This window comes from Azospirillum argentinense, assembly GCF_000632475.1.
Lineage (GTDB): Bacteria > Pseudomonadota > Alphaproteobacteria > Azospirillales > Azospirillaceae > Azospirillum > Azospirillum baldaniorum.
Map to the genome: position 1 here is coordinate 389,013 of NZ_CP007796.1, position 22,433 is coordinate 411,445.

The 22,433-nt window shown below is 71.2% G+C and carries 17 protein-coding genes and 1 pseudogene; 14 read left to right on the top strand and 4 right to left on the bottom strand.

Features of this window, described 5'->3' with window-relative positions:
- Window positions 1-137: 137 nt before the first annotated feature.
- Complete coding sequence (locus tag ABAZ39_RS28010) at window positions 138-998, bottom strand: DMT family transporter (protein ID WP_040137549.1); 861 nt, start codon at window positions 996-998, stop codon at window positions 138-140.
- A 137-nt stretch (window positions 999-1,135) separates the two neighbouring features.
- Between ABAZ39_RS28010 and ABAZ39_RS28015 the strand changes: the two genes are divergently transcribed.
- Window positions 1,136-2,533 carry an aminotransferase-like domain-containing protein gene (locus ABAZ39_RS28015; RefSeq protein ID WP_040137550.1) on the top strand — a complete coding sequence of 466 codons (1,398 nt, stop codon included), beginning with the start codon at window positions 1,136-1,138 and terminating at the stop codon, window positions 2,531-2,533.
- A 9-nt stretch (window positions 2,534-2,542) separates the two neighbouring features.
- Here ABAZ39_RS28015 and lspA read toward each other — a convergent pair whose 3' ends face one another.
- Together lspA and ABAZ39_RS28025 are read right to left on the bottom strand one after the other, a co-directional pair.
- Entirely contained in the window at window positions 2,543-3,058 is a 516-nt protein-coding gene (gene lspA / locus ABAZ39_RS28020) for a signal peptidase II (RefSeq protein ID WP_247874685.1), read from the bottom strand.
- A 44-nt stretch (window positions 3,059-3,102) separates the two neighbouring features.
- Window positions 3,103-5,301 (bottom strand): heavy metal translocating P-type ATPase, encoded by a 2,199-nt coding sequence (locus ABAZ39_RS28025; RefSeq protein WP_051658659.1) that lies wholly within the window; start codon window positions 5,299-5,301, stop codon window positions 3,103-3,105.
- A gap of 109 nt (window positions 5,302-5,410) precedes the next feature.
- Between ABAZ39_RS28025 and ABAZ39_RS28030 the strand changes: the two genes are divergently transcribed.
- The 13 genes and pseudogenes from ABAZ39_RS28030 to ABAZ39_RS28095 all read left to right on the top strand — a co-directional run bounded on the left by ABAZ39_RS28030 (window position 5,411) and on the right by ABAZ39_RS28095 (window position 18,246).
- Window positions 5,411-5,842 (top strand): MerR family transcriptional regulator, encoded by a 432-nt coding sequence (locus ABAZ39_RS28030; RefSeq protein WP_040137551.1) that lies wholly within the window; start codon window positions 5,411-5,413, stop codon window positions 5,840-5,842.
- Between the two features lie 69 nt (window positions 5,843-5,911).
- Window positions 5,912-6,874, top strand: coding sequence for an arsenic resistance protein (locus ABAZ39_RS28035; protein ID WP_040137552.1), 963 nt, complete (start codon window positions 5,912-5,914; stop codon window positions 6,872-6,874).
- A 75-nt stretch (window positions 6,875-6,949) separates the two neighbouring features.
- Window positions 6,950-7,876, top strand: coding sequence for a bifunctional helix-turn-helix transcriptional regulator/GNAT family N-acetyltransferase (locus tag ABAZ39_RS28040; protein ID WP_040137553.1), 927 nt, complete (start codon window positions 6,950-6,952; stop codon window positions 7,874-7,876).
- A gap of 485 nt (window positions 7,877-8,361) precedes the next feature.
- Entirely contained in the window at window positions 8,362-9,264 is a 903-nt protein-coding gene (locus ABAZ39_RS28045) for a LysR family transcriptional regulator (protein ID WP_035681627.1), read from the top strand.
- A 95-nt stretch (window positions 9,265-9,359) separates the two neighbouring features.
- The gene (locus ABAZ39_RS28050; RefSeq protein WP_040137554.1) at window positions 9,360-10,733 is read left to right on the top strand and encodes an amidase family protein; all 1,374 of its coding nucleotides are present in this window, start codon (window positions 9,360-9,362) and stop codon (window positions 10,731-10,733) included.
- Window positions 10,730-11,923, top strand: coding sequence for a CaiB/BaiF CoA transferase family protein (locus ABAZ39_RS28055; protein WP_040137555.1), 1,194 nt, complete (start codon window positions 10,730-10,732; stop codon window positions 11,921-11,923). Before ABAZ39_RS28050 ends, ABAZ39_RS28055 begins: the two co-directional genes overlap by 4 nt.
- Complete coding sequence (locus tag ABAZ39_RS28060; protein ID WP_040137556.1) at window positions 11,923-12,732, top strand: enoyl-CoA hydratase; 810 nt, start codon at window positions 11,923-11,925, stop codon at window positions 12,730-12,732. The genes ABAZ39_RS28055 and ABAZ39_RS28060 overlap by 1 nt, the downstream gene beginning before the upstream one ends.
- A gap of 51 nt (window positions 12,733-12,783) precedes the next feature.
- The gene (locus ABAZ39_RS28065) at window positions 12,784-13,770 is read left to right on the top strand and encodes an ABC transporter substrate-binding protein (protein ID WP_051658660.1); all 987 of its coding nucleotides are present in this window, start codon (window positions 12,784-12,786) and stop codon (window positions 13,768-13,770) included.
- Between the two features lie 79 nt (window positions 13,771-13,849).
- Window positions 13,850-14,719: pseudogene (locus tag ABAZ39_RS37600) on the top strand (ABC transporter permease); the annotation flags it as partial.
- Between the two features lie 112 nt (window positions 14,720-14,831).
- Entirely contained in the window at window positions 14,832-15,599 is a 768-nt protein-coding gene (locus ABAZ39_RS28080; RefSeq protein ID WP_040137559.1) for an ABC transporter ATP-binding protein, read from the top strand.
- Window positions 15,596-16,486: a polysaccharide deacetylase family protein gene (locus tag ABAZ39_RS28085; protein ID WP_040137560.1), complete on the top strand. Its 891-nt coding sequence runs from the start codon at window positions 15,596-15,598 to the stop codon at window positions 16,484-16,486. The genes ABAZ39_RS28080 and ABAZ39_RS28085 overlap by 4 nt, the downstream gene beginning before the upstream one ends.
- A 3-nt stretch (window positions 16,487-16,489) precedes the next feature.
- Window positions 16,490-17,260 (top strand): short-chain dehydrogenase/reductase, encoded by a 771-nt coding sequence (locus tag ABAZ39_RS28090; RefSeq protein ID WP_040137561.1) that lies wholly within the window; start codon window positions 16,490-16,492, stop codon window positions 17,258-17,260.
- Between the two features lie 416 nt (window positions 17,261-17,676).
- Window positions 17,677-18,246 carry a hypothetical protein gene (locus ABAZ39_RS28095; RefSeq protein WP_144243660.1) on the top strand — a complete coding sequence of 190 codons (570 nt, stop codon included), beginning with the start codon at window positions 17,677-17,679 and terminating at the stop codon, window positions 18,244-18,246.
- Window positions 18,247-18,298: 52 nt separating this feature from the next.
- On the opposite strand, the gene ABAZ39_RS33525 is transcribed toward ABAZ39_RS28095, so the two are convergent.
- A complete protein-coding gene (locus ABAZ39_RS33525; RefSeq protein ID WP_051658661.1) occupies window positions 18,299-22,366 on the bottom strand; it encodes a tetratricopeptide repeat protein in 4,068 nt (1,355 codons plus the stop codon).
- Window positions 22,367-22,433: the final 67 nt, after the last annotated feature.

Below are 22,433 nucleotides of genomic sequence, written 5' to 3' on the forward strand. Positions count from 1 at the left end.
ACAGGGGCGCGGCCATTGCCGCACAGCGGGACGCCACTTTAAGCTGATACGGGGGGCGGCGGCGAGAAACGATTTGTTAGCCCAATAGCCATAGGCCGAGACTCAAAACCCGAAAGCAATGGTCCCAGGATCGCCTTTCACGCGAAGCGCTTCGCTCCGGCGACGCACAGCACGATCAGCCCGGTCACGGCGATCATGCTCCAGGCCACCGGCTCGTTCAGCAGAAGACCCGCCAGCGACAGCCCGAAGAAGGGTTGGAGCAGTTGCAATTGCCCGACCCCCGCAATGCCGCCGAGCGCGAGCCCCCGGTACCAGAAGACGAAGCCGATCAGCATGCTGAAGACGGAGACGTAGGCGAGGCCGATCCAGGCCGGGGTTTCGATGCCCGCCCAGGCGTCCGGCATCGTCGCGAGCGCCAGCCCGGCCATCACCGGCATCGTCAGCACCAGCGCCCAGGAAATCACCTGCCAGCCGCCGAGACGGCGCGACAGCACCGCGCCCTCGGCGTAGCCCAGCCCGCAGAGCAGGATGGCCGCCACCATCAGGCCGGCTCCGGTGAGCGACGCGCCGCCGCCCTGCGCCAGGGCGAAGCCGACCACCGCGAGGCTGCCCAGACCCGAGAACAGCCAGAAGACCGGCTTCGGCCGCTCCCGGCCGCGCAGCACGCCGAACAGGGCGGTGGACAGCGGCAAAAGGCCGATGAACACCATGGAGTGCGCGGAGGTGATGTGCCGGAGCGCCAGCGCGGTGAGCAGCGGGAAGCCGACGACCACGCCGAGCGCAACCACCGCGAGCGGCGCGAGGTCGCCACGCCGCGGACGGGCCTGCCGCAGCACGGCCAGCAAAGCGGCCGCCAGCAGGGCGGCGATCAGCGCCCGCGCCGAGGTCAGGAACAGGGGCGTGAAGCTGCCCACCGCGACGCGCGTCGCCGGCAGCGATCCGCTGAAGATGAGCACGCCCAGCAACCCGCTGCCCCAGCCCGCCGTCGCCCACCGCATCCCATGATCCTTTCCGGTCCCGTGCCATTGCGGGGCGAGCCTAGCCCGGCGGGCACTGGCGGAGACAGCGACAGTTCCATACAATCGCATCGAACTGTATTGGTACTGCGTGCAATACACTTGCCGAAGGCGGCGTGATGACGAACCGAATGGGCACACGGACGGTCGAGGTGATGGACGCGATCCGCCAGAGGATGACGGACCGCCGGCTGTCGCCGGGGGACCGGCTGCCCTCGATCCGCCGCTTCGCGACCGCCATGGGCGTGTCGCCGTCCACCGTGGTGGAGGCCTACGACCGGCTCGCCGCGGACGGCGTGATCCGCTCGCGCCCCGGCTCCGGTTTCTACGTGTCCGGCACCCTGCCGCCGCTGGCCCTGGCCGAAGCCGAACCGCGCCGCGACCGGGCCATCGATCCCTTCTGGGTGTCGCGCCAGTCGCTCGACGCCGACGCGGGCATGCTGAAGCCCGGCTGTGGGTGGCTGCCGGCGGACTGGATGCCCAACGCCGCCCTGCGCCGCGCCCTCCGCCGCCTCGCCCACGCCGACGATTCCGTTCTGGCGGATTATGGCAGCACGCGCGGCTCGCCCGCCCTGCGCCGGCTCCTGGCCCGGCAATTCGCCGAGGAGGGGATCGCCGCCGGAGCCGAACAGATCCTTCTGACCGGGTCGGGAACCCAGGCGATCGACCTGATCTGCCGCTTCCTGCTGCGCCCCGGCGACGCGGTGCTGGTCGACGACCCCTGCTATTTCAACTTCCAGGCTCTGCTGCGCGCCCATCAGGTCCGCATCGTCGGCGTGCCCTACACGCAGAACGGTCCGGACACCGCGCTCTTCGCCGCGGCGCTGGCCGAGCATCGGCCCCGCCTCTACATCACCAATTCGGCGCTGCACAACCCGACCGGCGCCACGATGTCCCCGCAGACGGCGCACCGGCTGCTCAAGGCCGCCGCCGCCCACGACGTCACCATCGTCGAGGACGACATCTTCGCCGGCTTCGAGCCGGACCCCTCGCCGCGCCTCGCCGTTCTGGACGGGCTGTCCCAGGTCATCCGGATCGGCAGCTTCTCGAAGACGCTGTCCGCCTCGGTCCGCTGCGGCTACCTCGCGGCGCGGCCGGAGTGGGTGGAGGCGCTGGTCGATCTCCAGGTCGCGACGAATTTCGGTGGCCCGAGCCCGGCCGCCGCCGAACTCGTCCTCGCCACCCTCGGCGACGGCGGCCACCGCAAGCATCTCGACGGCCTCCGCCTCCGCTTGGCGCGGCTGCGGCGCGAAACGGCGGACCGGCTGGTGGCCATCGGCCTGCAACCCTGGCTGATGCCGCGCGGCGGCTTCTATCTGTGGTGCAGCCTGCCGGACGGCCGGGATGCGGCGGCCGTCGCGCGGGCGGCGCTGGACGAGCAGGTGGTCCTTGCCCCCGGCAACGTCTTCAGCGTCGGCCAGTCGGCCGCCGGCTTTCTGCGCTTCAACGTCGCCCAGATGGGCGATCCGCGCGTCTTCGAGGTTCTGAAGCGCGCCGTGGCAGCGGCGGAACCGTAAGTCTCCGGCTCAGCGGGGCGCGCCATCCCGGCCGGCCGGGGCATCGTCGCCCGATGCCTTGCGCGGCCACAGCCCCGAGAGCAGCAGCAGCCCGACACCGCCGGTGATGCCGATGTCGGCGACGTTGAAGGTCGGCCAGTGCCAGCCGAAGGCGTGAAGGTCGATGAAGTCGGTGACGGCGCCCTGGCGGAGACGGTCGACGATGTTGCCGATCGCCCCGCCTGCGATCGCGCCGAAGCTCGCCGCCTCGGCGCGGCTGTCCGAGCGGGCCGCCCAGACCACGAGGATGGCGACGACGAGCAGCGCCGCTCCGGACAGCAGCCAGGGGCCGTAGACGCTGTCGTTCTCCAGCAGGCCGAAACTGACCCCGGTGTTGAAGCCGAGCACGACATTCAGAAAGGGCGTGACCTCGACCAGCCGGGGCGGCTCCAGAAGATGCTCCAGCGCGACCCATTTGGTGAGCTGGTCGAGGATCAGGACCACCGCACCGATGGTGCCCGCCAGTTTCAGACCAGCGGACCTCAAACCAGCGGATGGGGCTCCCCATGACAACGCCATGTTGTTCTCCTTCAGGGCGCTGGCACCGGGCTCACACCAGAGCGGCGGAGCAGGCGCAGCGCGTTGAGCGTGACGAGGATGGTGGCCCCGGTGTCCGCCAGGATAGCCAGCCACAGATCGGTGATGCCGAACAGGGTCGTCACCAGGAAGACCGCCTTCAGGCCGAGCGCGAAGGCGACGTTCTGGTGGATGTTGGCGAGCGTCGCCCGCGACAGGGTGACGAGGTCGGCCACCCCCTCGACGCGGTTGCCCAGCAGGGCCGCGTCGGCGGTCTCCAGCGCGACGTCGGTGCCGCCGCCCATGGCGATGCCGACGTCGGCGGCGGCCAGGGCCGGGCCGTCGTTGATGCCGTCGCCGATCATCGCGACCGTCCCCTGCCCTTTCAGGCCGGCGATCGCGCGCAGCTTGTCCTCCGGCAGCAGTTCTGCCTCGACAGCCAAGCCGAGCGTCCGGGCGACCGCCTGACCGGTGCGGCGGTTGTCGCCGGTCAGCATGACGCTGCGCACGCCGAGCCCGCGCAACGCGGCGATCCCCCGGGCGGCATCGGGCCGCGGCTCGTCGCGCAGCGCCAGGAGCCCAACGGGCCGTCCGTCCGCCAGGACCACCGCGACCGTCTTCCCCTCCTCCTCGAAGGCGGCGACGGTGTCGGCGGGCAAGTCGGCGGGCAAGGACCCGGCACCGCCCCGCTCCACGGCGTGGCGGGGGGAGCCGACCTCGATCAGGCGCCCGCCGACCACAGCCTGCACCGCGCGTCCCGGAACGGCCTTGCGGTCGCGGGCCGGGCGCAGCGGCACGCCGTCGGCCGCCGCGCGCTCCAGAATGGCGCGGGCCAGCGGGTGGGCCGAGCCGTTCTCGACGGTGGCGGCGAGGCCGAGCAGCGTGCGCTCGTTTCCGTCGAGCGGGACGATATCGGTGACCCGCGGCTGCCCCAGGGTCAGCGTCCCGGTCTTGTCAAAGGCGATGGTCCGCACCTTGCCGATCGCCTCCAGCGCGGCGCCACCCTTGATGAGCAGGCCACGGCGGGCGCCCGCCGCGATCCCGGAGGCGATGGCCGCCGGGGTGGAGAGGACCAGTGCGCAGGGGCAGCCGATCAGCAGCAGCGCCAGACCGCGGTAGATCCAGGTGTGCCAGTCCCCGCCGAAGGCCAGCGGCGGCACCAGGACGGTGAGGACCGACACGGCGATGACGGCGGGGGTGTAGCGGGCGCTGAACCGCTCGATCCAGCGCGCGGTTGGCGATTTGGCGGCCTGCGCCTCCTCGACGAGCTGGACGATGCGGGCGATGGTGTTGTCCGACGCCTTGCGGGTCACGCGAACGCGCAGCACCCCGGTGGCGTTGATGCCGCCGGCGAAGACCGGGGAGCCCACGGTCTTGGCGACCGGCACGGACTCGCCGGTGACCGGGGATTCGTCGATGTCGGACTCGCCCTCCTCCACCACGCCGTCGGCGGACACGCGGTCGCCGGGCCGCACGAGCACGAGCTGCCCGACCTCCAGCCGCTCCACCGGCACCGCGCGGGCGCTCTCCCCCTCGATCAGCAGGGCCGTTTGCGGGACCAGAGCCGACAGTGCCCGGATGCCCGAACGGGCGGTCCCGGCGGCGACACCCTCCAGCAGCTCGCCGATGGCGAAGAGCAGGACGACCACCGCGGCCTCCTCCGCCTCCCCGATGACGAGCGCGCCCAGCGTCGCCACCGACATCAGCATTTCGATGCTGAAGGGCGAACCGGAGCGGGCGAGCCGGACGGCGCGGCGCCCGAAAACGGCCAGCCCGAACAGGGCGGCGGGCATCAGAGCGACCTCCGACACAGCCGGCGCCAGCAACGACAGCAGATAGCCGCCCCCGACCAGCAGGGCGATCAGGATGGTGATGCGGCCCCGGCCGGTCTGCCACCAGCGGGGCTCCGTTCCGCTGGCGGCGTCCGTAACCACGCCGTCGCCATCGGCAATGTGGATCGTATCGGCGGGCTCCACCCCGAAGCCGAGCCCGCGGATGGTCGCCTCGACCGTCGCGCGCGGCGTCGCCGCCTCGTCCAGCGACAGCCGCAGAATCTGCGAATGGTGGTTGAGCCCGACGCCGGACGTCCCCGGCAGGCGGCGCAACGCGGTTTCGATCTTGCCGACGCAGCTCGGGCAATCCATGCCCGCCACCTTGTAGCGCAAGGCCTGCCCGGTGCCCGGGGCGGCGGCCTCGATTGTCTTGTCCTGCATGATCCACTCCGACCGGCGGTGTGGCGGACCGCGCCATTGAAGGGTGCGCGGCTGCCTGTCGTGCGCTACCATGGACCCTGGAGTTACTACAGGGTCAAGAGGGTTTGTGATGGCGAAACAGGAGCTGTCCATCGGCGCGCTCGGCAAGCTGACCGGCACCAAGGTGGAGACCATCCGCTTCTACGAGAAGATCGGCATCCTGCCGGCGCCCGCCCGCACGGCGGGCAATTACCGCAGCTACGGCCATGACCATGTGCGGCGGCTGACCTTCGTCCGGCGGGTGCGGGATCTCGGCTTCCCACTGGAGACGGTCCGGGCGATGCTCGATCTCGCCGACCAGCCAGACCGCCCCTGCGGCGAGGTTGACGCGCTGGTCGTCGAGCAGCTCAACGAAGTGGAGCGGAAAATCGCCGATCTGGAGCGCCTGCGCGAGGAGCTGGACCGGCTGGCCCACCAGTGCCGGCGTGGCGGCCGGATGGCCGAGTGCCGCATCATCGAGGCGCTGTCGCCCCACCACGAGGATGGCCGCTGCTGCCCGTGACCCGGCCGGCCCGGACGTCCAGCAAACAGGACTTCCGGCAAACACGCTTTCACCAACAGGAACCGAGCCATGGCCGCCGTCACCCGCGCGGATCTGGAAAACCATCAGGTCCCCGTCTATTTCGCCGCGGTCGCCGCCGGTCTGCTGAGCGCCGTCGTCCTGCCGGGCGAACTCTGGGGAGCGGGCATCAACCCGGCCCTCGCCGCGCTGATCTACGTGACCTTTCTCCAGGTCCCGCTGGGCGATCTGAAGCGAAGCATGACCAACACCCGCTTCCTGTCGGCCCTGCTTCTGGTCAATTTCGCGGTGGTGCCCTGCGTCGTCTTCGGGCTGGTCTCCCTCCTGCCCGCGGAGCAGGCGGCGGTGCGTCTCGGCGTGCTGCTGGTGCTGCTGGCGCCCTGCATCGACTATGTCGTCGTCTTCACCCATCTCGGGCGCGGCGACGCGCGGCTGGTGCTGGCGGCGACGCCGGTGCTGCTGCTCGCCCAGATGCTGCTTCTGCCCGTCTACCTCGGCCTGTTCGCCGGGGAGGGGGCGGCGGCGCTGATGCAGCCGGGTCCGTTCATCGACGCCTTCGTCGGACTGATCGCCGTGCCGCTGGCGCTGGCCGGGGCGACGCAGGCCTGGGCGGCGCGCAGCGATGCCGGAAAGGCCGCCGCGGACGCCTTGGCGTGGCTCCCGGTGCCGCTCATGGCGGTGGTGCTGTTCCTCGTCGTCGCGGCGGTCGCCGCCGACGTGGCCGCCCAGGCTCGGGCGGTGGCCCTCGCCGTGCCGCTCTACATCGCCTTCGCGCTGGCGATGCCCTACGCCGGCCGGGCGGTGGCGCGCCTGTTCCGGCTGGAGACCGAGGCGGCGCGGGCCGTCGTCTTCACCGGCGGCACGCGCAACTCCCTGGTCGTCCTGCCGCTGGCCTTCGCCGTGCCGGACGGCGGAGCGCTGGTGCCCGCGGTGGTGGTGACGCAGACGTTGGTGGAGTTGGTGGCCATGCTCACCTACGTCCGCTGGGTGCCGCGCCTCGTGCCGGCGCGCTGAACCGGAAAGAGCGCTTTCTCAATGTTGACTCAGTCAATATTCTCCAATATTGACTGAGTCAACACTGGAGGCCCCATGACCACCCGACACGATCAGGACATCGCGACGCTGCGCGCTTTCAATCGGCTCTACACGAGCCGGTTGGGCCTCCTCGACGCCGCCTATGACGGCAGTCCCTTCACCCTCAGCGAGGCGCGCATCCTGTACGAATTGGCGAATCGGACCGACCCCATGGCTGCGGACATCGCCCGCGCGCTGCGCCTCGACCCGGCCCAGGTCAGCAGGACGGTGAAGCGATTCCAGGAGCGCGGCCTCGTTGCGGTCCGCGAGAGCCCGGCCCATGGCCGTCACCAGCTTCTCTCCCTCACTGAGGAAGGGGGACGTGCGTTCGCGACCCTGGAAGCCAGCACGCGCATGGCGGTCGGAAGGCTCCTCGAAGGCCTGAGCCCGTTTCAGCGCTCCCGTCTCTTGGCTGCGGCGGTCTCCATCAGCGACGCCTTCGAGGGCACCGAACCCGAGGTAAGGCTTCGCAACCTGCGGACCGGCGATCTCGGCCTCGTTGCCGCTCGCCAGGCGATCCTCTACAGCTCGGAATACGGATGGAACGGCGATTACGAGGCCCTGGCCGCCCGCATTCTTGCCGACTTCCACCAGGCCTTCGACCCCCGGAAGGACGACGCTTGGATCGCGGAGGTGAGCGGCCGCATGGTGGGCTCGATCTTCCTCGTGCGTGGCGAGGAGCCCGGAGTCGCCAAGCTCCGCCTGCTCTACGTTGAACCCGACGCGCGAGGCATGGGCGTGGGGCAGCGGCTGGTCACCACCTGCATCGCGCGCGCCCGTGCGTTGGGCTACGAGCGGCTGGAGCTTTGGACCGTCACCGCGCTGACCGCCGCCTGCCGGCTTTATCGGCGTGCCGGCTTCGTGATGACCGGGGAGACGCCGAACCACCGGTTCGGCCACGACCTCGTCGACCAGATCTGGTCGCTCAGGCTCACTCCCTAAAGCGAACTTCCGTTCGCTTTAGACTCTTATCGCCTCATTCGCCGGCGGGCTCCGGTCGCATATGCGACCGGGACCGCCGTCGCGGTCCAAAGCGGATTGCAATCCGCTTTAGTGGACTGATCCAGACGGACCTTCATGTATGTCGAACGAAACGATCCGTCTGGTTCGAGCCCCTCGCGTTGTGATGGTCTGAGGAAGCTGTTGGGAGGAAACCCGACTGCTGGAAGCCGCCGATGTGGACGCCCAAGGACCGCCATCCGGTTGGCGATCATGGTGCCGGCTGAGCGCTGACCGGGGTTCCGCGCGGCTGTACGTTCACATCACGCCCAGGCCAGCTTACCCATATCAGGCCCTGTCGCTGTGATCCGGGCACGCCGAATCCCGTCACCTTGTCATCGCACTCGCTCGCCCGCGCCCGGAATGGCACTCTGTCGGGACCGGCGGATTGCGGATGGCCGGTGAATTGCGGATGGGGTGTGTGGACCGTGCTTCACCATGACTTGGCGACGCTTCGGCTGTTCGTGAAAGCCTGCGAGCTGAAAAGCCTGAGCCGCGCCAGCGAGGCCCTGAATCTCGCGGTGTCCGCGGCCAGCCGGCGCATCCGGCTGCTGGAGCACGACGCCGGGATGCCGCTGCTGAAACGGCGCCCGCATGGCATCGAGCCGACCCCGGCCGGGCTGCTCGTGCTGCGCTACGCCCACGACATGGTCTATCTGGGGGCGCAGCTGGAGGCGATGCTCGCCGAATACCGGTCCGGCGTGCGCGGCCATGTGCGGGTCTACGCCTCCTCCTCGGCGCTGGTGGAATGCCTCGCCGCCGACCTCTCGCGCTTCGCCGCCGAGAACCCCGGCATCAAGCTGGAGCTGGAGGAACGCCCTAGCGCCGACACGCTGGACGCGCTGTACCGCAAGAAGGCCGACATCGGGGTCATCGTCGGCGGCCGGGGGACCGAGGGGCTGGTCCGCTACCCCTACGCCAAGGACCGGCTGTGGGTGGCGCTGCCGCGCGGGCATCGTCTGGCTGACCGGCCCAGCCTGCGCTTCGCCGAGCTTCTGGACGAGGAGCATGTGGCGCTGGAGGGCGGCACCGCCGTGCACGGCCTGCTGGCCGAGCGGGCGCGGGCAGAGGGCCGCTTCATCAAGGTGCGCGTCCAGGTCCGCAGCTTCGAGGTGATGTGCCAGATGATCAGCCTGGGGCTGGGCGTCGGCGTTCTGCCGAAGCGCGCCGTGCTGCCACTGTCAAACGCGCTCGGCGTCGAACTGGTCGCCCTCGACGAGGAGTGGGCGGAACGCAGCTTCGAGATTTGCGTTCGTTCACCCGATGCGCTGGACGCGCCCAGCCAACGGCTTCTGGATTTCCTGCGGGAGCAAGCGGTGCCGAAGCCGTGATTTCGAGAAATTCGAAATCAGGTGTGTCGCAATTGTTCTTCTAGGCAACTGTGCAGACCCTCATCATCAGGTCCGGCGATGAGGGAGTGGGCCGAATGTCCTGGACCAGCCAGAACCCCGATGTTCCTGACAACCCCTGCGGGGCCGGGCCCGGTTTCACGGATTGGAGCGGGCTCCCGACACCGGCCCGCGCGGAGGCCGCCGCGACCTGCGCGGCCTGGGCGCCGAGGGTTCAGGCCCGCTTCGGCTGCTTCGTCGAGATCGGCACCGCCGAAACGGACACCGCCGGCCCGCTGGCCGGGCTGCTCTACGCCGCCAAGGACATGTTCGACAGCGTGGGCCGCTCGCCCGGCTGCGGCCTTCCCGGCGTGGCGGCAGACACCGCCGGCCCGGCAGCGGAGCGGGCGGCGGCGGTGCTGGAACGGCTCGATGGGGCCGGGGCGCGGCGGATCGGCTTCACCACCATGACGGCGCTGGCCTACGAGCCCTCCGGCGTGGGCAAGGCGCTCAACCCCTGGAACCGCGACATCGTCCCCGGCGGCTCGTCCTCCGGATCGGCGGTGGCGGTGGCGGCCGGCGCGGTGTTCGCCGCTCTGGGATCGGACACCGCCGGGTCGTTGCGCATTCCCGCGCAGGCCTGCGGAGTCACCGCCTGGAAGCCGACCTACGGCGCGGTGCCGGTCGCCGGGGCGATGACGCTGGCCCCAAGCCTCGACACCATCGGGCTTCTGGCACGCAGCGCCCGCGACATCCAACTCATGGCGCCCGTTCTGGCGACGGGCATGGCGTTCCCATCCAAGCCGCCGGCCCGCGTTGCCCTCCTGTCCGACACGGTCGAGGCGTCCGAAGCGCCGATCCAGGCGGCCTGCCGCGAGGCGATGGAGGCCGTCGCCGCCTGCGGCGTCTCTCTGGAGCAACGGTCGGGCCTCCCCGCCATCGAGGCGCTGTCCGACCCGCTCTTCCTCATTCTCCAGGCCGAGGCGGCGGCCCAGCATGGCGGGCTCGCCCTCGCCGCGCGGGACCCGACCCTCGCCCGGCGGCTCGCCAAAGGCCTGGACATCACGCCGGACCGCCTCGTGGCGGCGAAGGCGGCGCTGTCCGGTGCCACCGCGCCCATCCTGGACAGCCTGTTCGGCGAAGCCGACGCCCTCCTGCTGCCGGTCATGCCGATCCGCACGCCGCCGGTCGCGGTGGCCGATCCGGCTTCCCCGGACTTCCGCGCGGCGACGCTCTACCAGCTCAGCGCCTACACCCGCTTCGTCAACGCGCTCGGCCTGCCGGCGGTCGCCGTGCCGGCCGGCTTCGACGACCGCGGGATGCCGGTGGCGCTCCAGATCGTCGGCCGCCCCGGAACGGACGGTGCGCTGCTGGCGCTCGCCGCGGCCCTGCAGGCGCGGACCGGCTGGCACCGGCGGCGGCCCAGCGACATCACCGATTTTCCCAGCCCTCTTGCACAGCGTGGCTCATGACCCGATCCGAACCCGCAAAAGCTCTTGAGCACATCCGAGTCCTGGATCTCACGCGCGTGCGCGCCGGCCCGACCTGCTGCCGCGTGCTCGCCGACTTCGGGGCCGACGTCATCAAGGTCGAGGCGCCGCCGGGCGTCGACCGCAACGAGGGGATGAGCGGCCCCCGCCACGGCTACGACATGCTGAACCTGCACCGCAACAAGCGGTCGCTGTCGCTGAACCTCCGCACCCCGCAGGGCCGCGACCTGTTCCTGGAGCTGGTGCGCACGGCCGACGTGGTGGTCGAGAACTACCGGCCCGACGTCAAGGACCGCCTCGGCATCGGCTACGACGCGCTGCGGGCGGTCAATCCGCGGATCATCCTGGCCTCGATCTCCGGCTACGGCCAGACCGGCCCCTACCGCGAGCGCGCCGGCTTCGACCAGATCGCCCAGGGCATGGGCGGCCTGATGAGCGTGACCGGGCTTCCCGACCAGGGACCGGTCCGGGCGGGCATCGCGGTCGCCGACAGCGCCTCCGGCCTCTACGCCGCCATCGGCATCCTGGTCGCCCTGTCGGAACGCGAACGCTCCGGCGAGGGGCAGTGGGTCCAGACTTCGCTCCTGGAGTCCCAGATCGCCCTGATGGACTTCCAGGCGGCGCGCTATCTGGTGGAGGGCGAGGTTCCGCAGCCGGCGGGCAACGATCACCCCTATTCGACCCCCATGGGCGTGATGGCGACGGCCGACGGCCACCTGAACATCGGCGTCGGCGGCGACGGCCAGTGGCGGTCCTTCTGCCGGGCCATCGGGCGCGAGGACCTCGCCGACGCCCCCGAATTCGCCACGCAGGAGCAGCGCTTCCGCAACCGTCCCACGCTCAAGCCGCTGCTGGAGGAGGTGTTCCGCACCCGCAAGACCGCGGACTGGCTGGCGCGGCTGGAGGAGGAAGGGGTTCCGGCGGGGCCGATCTACCGCATGGACGAGGTCTTCGCCGACCCGCAGGTCGGGCATCTCGGCATCGCCGTGCCCTGCGAGCATCCCGCCCGCGGCGCCATGCGCCTCGTCGGCCAGCCGGTCGGCCTGTCGCGCACCCCCGCCCGCATCGAGCGGCCCGCCCCCGACGCCGGCGAGCACACGGCGGAGGTGCTGGGCGCCATTGGCCTGTCCCCGGCGGACGTCGCCGCCCTCAAGGCGCAGGGGATCGTCTGATGAGCGATCAGGAACCGGGCGCTGTTGGAGGTGTGGTCGGGCTTGAACTGTCCGGCGGGATCGCCCGCCTGACGCTCGACCAGCCCCGGCGGCTGAACGCGATGACGCTGGAGATGTGGCGCTCCCTGCCCGAGCGCATCGGCCGCGCCGTCGCCGACCCCGCGGTCCGCGTCCTGCTGGTCCGTGGCGCGGGGGAGCGCGCCTTCTCCGCCGGGGCCGACATCTCCGAATTCGGCACCGTCCGCGCCGATGCCGCCCAGGCCGCCGCCTATGAAGAGGCGGTGTCGGCCGCGACCGAGGCGCTTCTCGAAGCCCCGGTGCCAACGGTGGCCGCCATCCGCGGCATCTGCTTCGGCGGCGGGCTGGAACTGGCGCTGTGCTGCGACCTGCGGCTCAGCGACGACGGCGCGCGGTTCCGCATGCCGGGCGCCCGGCTCGGGCTCGGCTATGGCTTTCCCCTGGTGCGCCTCGTCGTGCAGCGGATGGGTGCGGCCGCCGCCGCCGACCTGCTGTTCAGCGCGCGCATCGTGACGGCGGACGAGGCGGCGAGCCTCGGCATCGTCCAGCGCGTGGCCGCCGCGTCCGCCTTCGACGGCGCGGTGGAGGACTATATCGGTCTGATCGCCGGAAACGCGCCGCTGACCCTGCGCGCGGCGAAACGGGCCATGCTGGAAGCGCTGCGGACCGACGGCCCGGCCGACACCGAAGCGGTGGACACCCTCGTCGCCCGCTGCTTCGTCAGCGCCGATTACGCGGAGGGGCGTGCCGCCTTCGCGCAAAAAAGAGAACCCGATTTCAAGGGAAAGTAAGGCGGAGGATCGGCCCCACGGGGCGGCGAACCATAAACAGGGAGACAAGTCATGAACTGGAAGCATCTGGGTCTCAACACCATCGGCGCGGTTATCGCCGGATGTCTGGCCTTGTCGCCCGCCGCGCGCGCGGCGGAACCCGCTCCCCTGCCGAAGCCGGTCGAGCTGACGGTGGGTTATCAGAAGGTGGGCCATCTCGCCCCGGTGGTGATGATCACCGACGACCTCAAGAAGCTCGGGGTCGAGCTGAAGACGGTCGAGTTCGCCCGCTACGCCGACGCGCGCACGGCGCTCCTCGCCGGCTCCCTCGACATGGCCACGGTCGGGCCGGCCGACCTCGCGATCTCGCTGGCCCAGGGCGCCACCGACATGGTCGGCGTGATGGGCGTCGGCAGCTCCCCGAAATACGTGATCGGCCGCAAGGGCGTCAAACTCGACAGCTGGGACGACCTGAAGGGCAAGAAGGTCGCCATCGCCCCCGGTTCGGCGGTGTGGTTCCAGTTCGCCGCGACCCTGACCGAGAAGAACATTCCCTACAACAGCTTCCAGGCCGTAAACATCCAGGGCGGCGGCGCCAACTTCGACCAGGCCCTGCAACGCGGCGAGGTCGACGCCATCGTCACCTGGGAGCCCTTCGAATCCATCCCGGTGATGGAAGGCTACGGCTTCTTCGCCAAGAATCTCGAATACAGCCAGTCCAAATCGGTCGGCGCGGAGCTCGGCATGCTGGCCGCCAACCGCAAGTCGATGGCCGAGAAGCGCCCCGCCATGGAGCGGTTCGTCTGGGCCTATCTGCAGGCGCAGAAGAAGCTCGCCGCCTCGCCGGACGAGTTCACCAAGGCCTACGCGTCGCTGACCGGCCTCGACACCAAGCTCGCCGCCGAGGCGTCCAAGGTGATCGAGCTTGGCTCCGTCACCACGGTCGACCAGATCAAGCGTCAGGCCAAGGCCTTCAACGAGCTGGGCGTGATCCCGAAGGACGTGTCGGGCGACATCGAGAAGTACTGGGACGCCTCCTTCGTCGAGAAGGCTCAGTGACACGGCAAGCCGCCGCCCGCTTCGGCGGGCGGCCTTCCGACAGCGTGGCGGCCGACAAGAATGGCGGAGGACTGGAGTGATGAATGACGCGCCCGCAAGAGCCCTGGACGCGGCCCCCGTGCCGGCGGCTCCCAAGGTGAAGAGCCGGGGCCTGTTCCCGGCGGGACGCACCGGGGCGGCGATGCGCGCGGCGCTGCTGCCCGTCCTGGTGATCGCGGCGTGGCAGCTCGCCGGATCGGGCGGCTCGCTGGCCGGGGGTGTGCTGCCGACACCCGACCGGGTGTGGGACGCCTGGGTCGTCTGGGCCTTCGGCCCGCAGGGCATGGGCCTCAACCCCTACAGCGGCACTTGGCTCAGCAACGTGCTGTTCTCGTCCATGCGCGTCGCGCAGGGCTTCGTGCTCGCCATGGCCATCGGCATCCCGGCGGGCGTCATGATCGGCTGGAGCCGCGCCGTGTCCGGCACGGTGGACCCGACGATCCAGCTTCTGCGCCCCATCCCCATCACCGCGTGGCTGCCCTTCTCCATCGCCGTGTTCGGCATCCAGGACATGGGCGCGATCTTCCTGATCGCTCTCGGCGGCTTCTACCCGATCGTGGTGAACGCCACGCACGGCGCCCGCGACGTCGACCGCAACTGGATCCGGGCGGCCGAGATGATGGGGGCCAGCCGGTTCGACGTGCTGCGGCGCGTGGTCCTGCCGGCGGCGCTGCCGGCGATCTTCACGGGGCTGCGCATCGGTCTGGGCATCGCCTGGACGGCGGTCATCGTCTCCGAGATGGTCGCGGTCAAGTCGGGGCTCGGCTACGTGCTGTGGGATGCCTACTACGTCGGCCGCATGGACGTGGTCATCGCCGACATGCTGTCGATCGGGGCCATGGGCCTGCTGAGCGACCGCCTGATCGTCACCGTCGAGCACTGGGCCCTGCGCTGGCGCCGGCTCCAATCCGCCTCGCACTTGCATCGCCTCATTCGCCGGCGGGCTTCGGCCGCACAGGCGGCCGGGACCGCCGTCGCGGTCCAAAGCGGATCACGATCCGCTTTAAAGGACGGAGACACACATGGGCACCATACGTTTCCGCGAGGTCGTGAAGACCTACCCCGGCAAGCAGCCGGTCATCGCGCTCGACCGCGTCAACCTCGACATCGGCGAGGGCGAGTTCGTCGCCCTGCTCGGCCCCTCGGGCTGCGGCAAGTCCACCCTGCTCAACCTGATCGCCGGCTTCGAGGAGATGACCTCCGGCGCGCTGTCCTTCAACGGCGGCACGGTCGACAGCCCCGGCCCGGAGCGCGCCGTCGTCTTCCAGGAGGCGGCCCTGCTGCCCTGGCTGACGGTGGAGCAGAACATCGCCTTCGGGCCGAGCGTCCAGAAGCGCCCGCGCGCCGAATACGAGCCGAAGATCCGCGAACTGCTCCGCCTCGTCGGGCTGGAGCGCTTCGCCCACTCCCTGCCCTCGCAGCTGTCCGGCGGCATGCGCCAGCGCGTCGGCATCGCCCGCGCCCTGGTCATGGACCCCAAGGCGCTGCTGATGGACGAGCCGTTCGGCGCGCTCGACGCCCAGACGCGCATGAGCATGCAGCAGCTTCTGCTCGACGTCTGGCAGTCGCTCGGCACCACGGTGCTGTTCGTCACGCACGACATCGACGAGGCGATCCTGCTCGCCGACCGGATCTGCATCATGTCGGCCCGGCCGGGACGGATCACCCGCGAGATCACCGTGGACCTGCCGCGGCCCCGCTCGGTGGACCAGCTCACCGACCCGGCCTTCATCCGGCACAAGGCCGCCATCATGGCCGAGATGCGCGAAGCCCAGAAGGAACACGCATGACCAACCCCCGGATCAGCTACCGCCTGTCCGACGCGCGGCCGGCGCTGCCCGACTTCCAGAGGCGGCGGATCATCGCCCATCTGGTCGTCAACGTGGAGAACTGGCGCTTCGACGAGGCGATGCCGCGCACCATCATCACCCCGCCCCACGGGCGGGAGACGGTGCCGGACGTGCCGAACTTCAGCTGGGCCGACTACGGCATGCGCAGCGGCCTGCCGCGCATCCTGAAGCTGTTCCGCGACCGCGGCCTGCCCGCCTCGACCAGCCTCAACGCCGGCGTCATCGACGCCTACCCGCAGGCCGCCGAGGCCATGCTCGCCGCCGGCTGGGAGTTCATCGGCCACGGCATGCACCAGAAGGCGATCAACCACGCCGGAGACGGCGAGGAGGCGTTGATCGAGGCGGCGCTGGACCGCATCGAGCGCTTCACCGGCACGCGTCCGCGCGGCTGGCTGAGCCCCGGCCTGCGCGAGACGGTGCAGACGCCCGACCTGCTGCGCCGCCAGGGCATCGACCATGTGTTCGACTGGGTGGTCGACGACCTGCCGAGCTGGATGCGCACCGCGCACGGCCCGCTGCTCGCCATGCCCTACAACCTGGAGATCAACGACTCCATCGTCTACGCCATCGAGAAGCACGCGACGGGGGAGATGCTGAGCCGGCTCGGCCACACCCTGCGGCTGTTCGAGCGGGAATGCGTGGAGAACCCGCGCGTCCTGGCCATCGGCCTGCACCCGCACCTGATTGCGGTGCCGCACCGGCTGCACGAGCTGGAAGCCATGCTGGACCTGTTGCAGGCCTCGCCGCACGTCGCCTTCGCCACCGGCCCCCAGATCGCCGACTGGTACGCGGCGGCGGAGCCGGCAGCGGAACAGGCGGAGGGCTGAGCGATGGACTTGAACCTGTCCGGCAAGCGGGTCCTCGTCACCGGGGGCTCCAAGGGAATCGGGCTCGCCTGCGCCGAGGCCTTCGCCGCCGAGGGCGCCCTGCCCGTCCTGGTCGCCCGCGACGCGGCAGCGCTGGAGACGGCGGCGGCGGGCATCCGCGCGCGTCACGGCGTGGCGGTCGAGACGATGGCTGCCGACCTCGCCGACGGGGCGGCGCGCGAACGCCTCGCCGCGGCGCTTCCCGACATCGACGTGCTGGTCAACAACGCCGGGGCGATCCCCGGCGGCAGCGTCCTCGACCTCGGCATGGCCGAATGGGAAGCGGCGTGGCAGCTGAAGGTCTTCGGATACATCCACATGACGAAGCTCTTCGTCGAGGCGATGCGGGAGCGCGGCGGCGGGACCATCGTCAACGTCATCGGCATGATGGGCATGACGCCGCGCTGGGACTACGCCTGCGGCTCGGCGGGCAACGCCGCCCTGATCGCCTTCACCCAGGCGGTGGGCGCCCGCAGCACCGACTGGAACGTCCGCGTCTTCGGGGTGAACCCCTCGGCGACGCGCACCGACCGGGTCGCGGCGGTCTACCGCAAGCGCGCCAAGACGCGCTTCGACGACGAGGAGCGCTGGACCGAAGCCCTGGGCGATCTTCCCTTCGGGCGCCTCGCCGAGCCGTCGGAGATCGCCTCCCTCGTCACGCTCCTCAGCTCGCCGCGCGTCGCCTACCTGTCGGGCTCCGTGGTGGACATGGACGGCGGCGGGCGGTTCCGCTGACTGGATGGAGGGCGGGTTGGCGAAAGAGCGGGCCTTGAGCGGCCCGCCGCGAAACGTCCGAAGCCGACCATCTTGCCGTCATGCGCGTGCGGGGCGCTCCCAAGCGGTAGCGCCTCGCCCGAAGTTTCAGGCGGCAGGCAACCGCTGAGAACCCTGCAGGATTTGCCGGGGGTCCCGGAAAAATCGTCCCCCGGCCGATGCCGTGCGCCGGAAAACCTGCCGGAACACCCGATCCGGCGATGCGGCATGCGAATTGCTTGTGTCAACACAACCTAAACCTGTGGGTCGGGCGCCGAGACCGCGAGCCGGACGTCGGCATCCCCGCCCCGACACAACGCAATGACGGCATCGACACGACGGCGTGAACCGGTCCGGGGTCGTCGACGCCAGGAGCCTTTGCCGGCAGGAGAACACGCATGATCGGCGTAAACGGACCGTTTCCCATCACTCAGCCTTCCCCGTCTCTTGTGGAGCGTGGACAGGCCGCCGGGCGCACCGCGGCGCCGGACGGCGGCTTCGCCGGCCTGCTGTCCGATGCGGAAGCCCCGCCCTCACCCCGGCCGACATCTCTGCCCGGCGCGGCGGCGCCGACACGGCCCGACACGGAAGAAACCGCCCGCCTGCGCAAGGAGCGCGCCGACTATCAGGCGGCGCGCGACGCCGAGGTGCGAAGCCGCCCCCAGGCCCCCTATCCGGCCATCCAGATCGCCCTGCCGGTGAACGAGGCCGGGTACCAACCTTTCGTCACCGCCGATCAACAAAAGCTGATCGACCGCATCACCGACGGCTACATCGGCAAGCCGGCGGCCGAATTCCTCAAGATGTGGGACGAGCTGCACGCCAACGGCGTCTCGCCGGAGCAGCTCGTCCAGACCGCGACGCATTTCATCAACGACCGGGGCGACATCGTTCCTCGCGACGAAGCCACCAGGAGCACTGCGCGGTCGACCGTCGCCAGCACCCTCTGGACGCTGTCCGAAGCCTGAAGTCTTTCGGCAAAGGTCTTTCGGCAAGGGGGCGGGGAGCAACCGCCCCCGGTCACGCCGGATGGGTCCCGTGCGATCGCACCCGCTCCGCCAGCGCCTCCGCCAGTTGGGCGACCGCCGGCTCCCAATCGCCGGGACTGGGCTGGTGGAACAGCCGAAGCGTCGGGTACCAGGGGCTGTCCGTCCGCCGGGTGAGCCACCGCCAGCAGCCGGAATGCCGCGACAGCACCCAGACGGGCAGGCCCAGCCCGCCCGCCAGATGCGCCACCGACGTGTCCACGGTGACGATCAGGTCCAGGCAACGCATCAGCGCCGCCGTGTCCGCGAAATCCGTCACCGCGTCCATCGGGTCGATCAGGTCCATGCCGGGGGGCGGCTCCTTGATCTGGACGGCGGGGCTGCCCTTCTGCAGGCTGACGAACAGGACGTCCCCGGCGGCGGCCAGCGGGGCCAGGGCGGCCAGGGTCAGGCTGCGCCGCCGGTCCACCGCGTTGGCCTTGGGGCTGTGCGGGCGCGGGTCGCCGGACCACACGAGCCCGACCTTGAGCCGCCCGTCCGCGGGCAGGCGCGCGCGCCACCGCTCCACTTCCGCGGCATCGGCGGACAGATAGGGCACCGCCGCGGGAACGCTGCCAAGCTCCGTTCCGAAGGCCCGCGGCAGGCTGAGCAGCGGGCAATGCAATTCCGTCGCCGGCAGGCCGCCATACAGGTCGTACACGCCCTCCAGTCCGGGAATGCGCTCCATCAGGCGCCGCAGGCCGGCATGGACGGCCAGATGGACCCGGCCGCCCCGCTCCGCCACCAGCGGGGCGTAGCGCACGAACTGGAGCGTGTCGCCATGGCCCTGCTCGGCGTGCAGCAGGATGCTGCGGCCCTCCAGCGGCTCGCCGGTCCACAGCCGGCCGGGCGCCTTGGGAACGGGAATCTCCCCGATCCGCCAGCGCTCCTCGTAATGCTCCCACCCTTCCCGCAGGCGCCCGCTGGTCAGGAGGACCAGCGACAGGTTGAAATGGGCCTGGGCGCTCCGCGGATCGCGCTCGATGAGCGCACGGAACCCGGCCTCCGCCTCCTCCAGGCGCCGCAGGTCGAGGCACAGCACCGACAGGGCGTTGAGGGCGGCGCCGTGACCCGGCACCAGAGTCAGGGCGCGGCGACACTGCACCTCCGCCGTCCGGAAATCCGTCGCCCCGCCCGCCGAGGAGCGGATCGTTTCACCCATGTTCGCGTAGGCCACGGGATGGTCGGGGGACAGCGCCACCGCGCGCCGGTAATGGGACAGCGCCTGGGTGGTGTCGCCGCGCTCCTGGAAAGCGCTGCCGGCGTTGTTCCAGGGGTCGGGGTAGCCGGGGCGGAGCTGGATGGCCCGGCGGTAATGGCGCCCCGCCTCCTCCTGCCGCCGCAGCCCGAGCAGCGCACCGCCGAGGTTGTTGAGCGCCTCCGGAACGTCGGGGGCGAGGGCGAGCGCCCGCTGCAGCATCGGCAGGGCGGCGGCGTGCCCGCCCCCCTTCAGGCGCAGGTCGGCCCGCTCACGCCACACCGCCGCCGAATCCGGGGTGAGGCGCAGGACATGCCCAAGCAGCCGCTCCGCCGGCTCCCGGTCGCCCTGTCGGCCGGCCAGACGCGCGGCGTGGCCCAGCGCCTCCCCGTCGGCGGGGGCCAGCGCCAGCGCCCGGCGGACGGCCCGTTCGGCCACCGCGGCCTCGCCCTGCTCCATCGCCGCATGGGCAAGGCCGCGCCAGGCGTCGGACAGGCCGGGCGACAACCGCACCGCCCGCCGGGCCTGCCACAGTCCGTCCCCCGGCCGGCCGGCGGCGACCGACAGTTTGGCGAGGTTGACCCACGGCTCGGCATAGCCGGGATCGAGCACGGTGGCCTGACGGTAGGCGTAGCCGGCGGCCTCCACCCGGTCGGCGGAACGGCGGCACTCGCCCAGCGAATTGCGGAAGACCGCCCGCCCCGGCTCGATGGCGACGGCGCGGACGAGCCAGCGCCCGGCCCCGTCCTGAACACCCTCGGCCAGACGGACCAGTCCGAGAAGATGCAGCGCGTCGCCCTTCGCCGGGTCGGCGGTGAGCGCACGGCGGTAGCCGGCGGCGGCCTCGGTCAGGCGTCCGGAGCGATGGGCGGCGAGCGCCGCCGCCAGCCCCGCGCCCAGCGGGTCGATGCCCCGCTCCGCAACCGGCCGGGCCTTCGATCCGGCGGTGCGACCGCCGGCCAGCGTCGCCAGCGCAGTGGCCAGCCGCGCGATGGGAGGCTCCCAGACGCCCGGCTCGTCCTGGTAGAACAGACGCATCGTCGGGTACCAGGGGCTGTCCTCGCGGTGGCCGAGCCAGCGCCAGCAGGCGTCGAACCGCGACAGCACCCAGACCGGCTTGCCCAGACCGCCGGCCAGATGGCAGACCGACGTGTCCACCGTCACCACGAGGTCGAGTTCGTCGATGAAGGCCGCCGTGTCGGCGAAATCGCGGATGTGGCCGGTCCAGTCGACGACCTCCATCCCCGCTGGCGGCGCCTTCGCCTGGATGCCCGCCTCGCCGATCTGCAGACTGTAGAAAACCACGCCCGGAATGCCGGCCAGAGGCGCCAGGGCGCTCAGCGTCAGGCTGCGCCGCCGGTCGACGGAGTTGGCCTTGAAGTCCCCCTTGCGCGGCTCGCCCGCCCAGACGAGGCCGACCTTCAGCCGCCGCTCGCCGGCCAGCCGGCTCCGCCACGCCGGGCGGTCGGCCTCGCTGGCGCGCAGGTAGGGCATGGCGGCGGGAATGCTCTCCAGCCGGGTGCCGACCAGCCGGGGGAGGCTGAGCAGCGGCGCGCACAGGTCGCAGGCCGGCGGCTCCTCGTCCATCCCGTGCACGGCGGTGACACCGGGGGAGTTGGCGAGCAGCCGCTTCAGCAGCGGCTGGACATGCAGGACGACCCGCCCGCCGCGTTCGGCCAGCAGGGTGGCGTAGCGGGCGAAATGCAGCGTGTCGCCGTGCCCCTGCTCGGCGGTCAGCAGGATGCTGCGGCCGTTCAGGGGGCTGCCGTCCCACGCCGGAGCGTGGTTCGGATAACCCGCCCCTCCCATCGACCAGCGCGCCTCGTACAGCGCCCAGCCGCGGGAGAAGTCGCCCCGCTGCAACAGCGACATCGACAGGTTGAAGCGGGCCACCGTGCTCGCGGGGTCCAGGCGCAGGGCGCGCTTGCTCCAGCGGATGCTCTCGTCGTTCGCGTTCCGGGTGTGCAGGAGGAGGGCGACGTTGATCAGGACACCCGGGTTGCCCGGGTCCAGGGTCAGGGCGCGCCGGATCGCGGCGGCGCCGCGGCGGAAGTCGCCCATCATCATCCAGGTCAGGGAATCCTGGACGTCCGCCGCCGCCGCCATCGGGTCGATGCGACGGCACCGCGACGCCGCCAGCAGGGCTCCGTCACTATCGCCGGCATGCATCAGTCCGGAGGCCAGTTGGCCCAAAACCTCGGCCTCGCCGGGAGCCAGCGCGACGGCGCAGCGCAGCGCCTCCAGGGCGCGGCTGGTTTCCCTGGTCTCGCACAGGGCGACGCCGTAGGCGGCCTGGACGCCGGCGTTGCCGGGATCGGACAGCACCGCCCGGCGCAGCAGCCGGACCATCGCCTCCGGCTGGTTCAGGGATTGGAACAGCATCGCCAGATTGCGCCATCCCGTCGCGAAGGACGGGTCGGCGATCAGGGCACGGGCGGCCAGATGGCGCGCCTCGCGCCCCGTGCCCTGATCCCGCATCATCATGGCGAAGGCCGTCAGCGCCTTGGGATAGTCCGGACGCAACCGCAAGGCCCGCGTGAAGGCGATGGACGCCCGCCCCTTCCGCCCGGTCAGGCGCAGCGCCTCGGCCAGATTGTGCATGGCCTGCGCCCGATCCGGGGCGAGCAGCATGACGCGCGCGAAGCAGCGCGCCGCACGGCTGTGACGCCCCTCCGTGAGCGCGAGGCCACCCAACCGGAGCCACGCCTCCTCGTTGCTCCCGTCGGCGGCCAGGATGCCGCGCAGCACCGCCTCCGCGGCGTCGCGACGGCCGGAGCGCTCAAGCCGGGTCGCATCGGCATGATGACCGGCGAGAGCGGCGGCTTGGAGGGCGGAAGAGCGTCCGGGATTCACGGAATGGGGCATGGCGGCGGGTCGGTGCTGGAGGGTCGCGATCGGTGGATGGAGTACAGCACATCCTCCACCACCAACG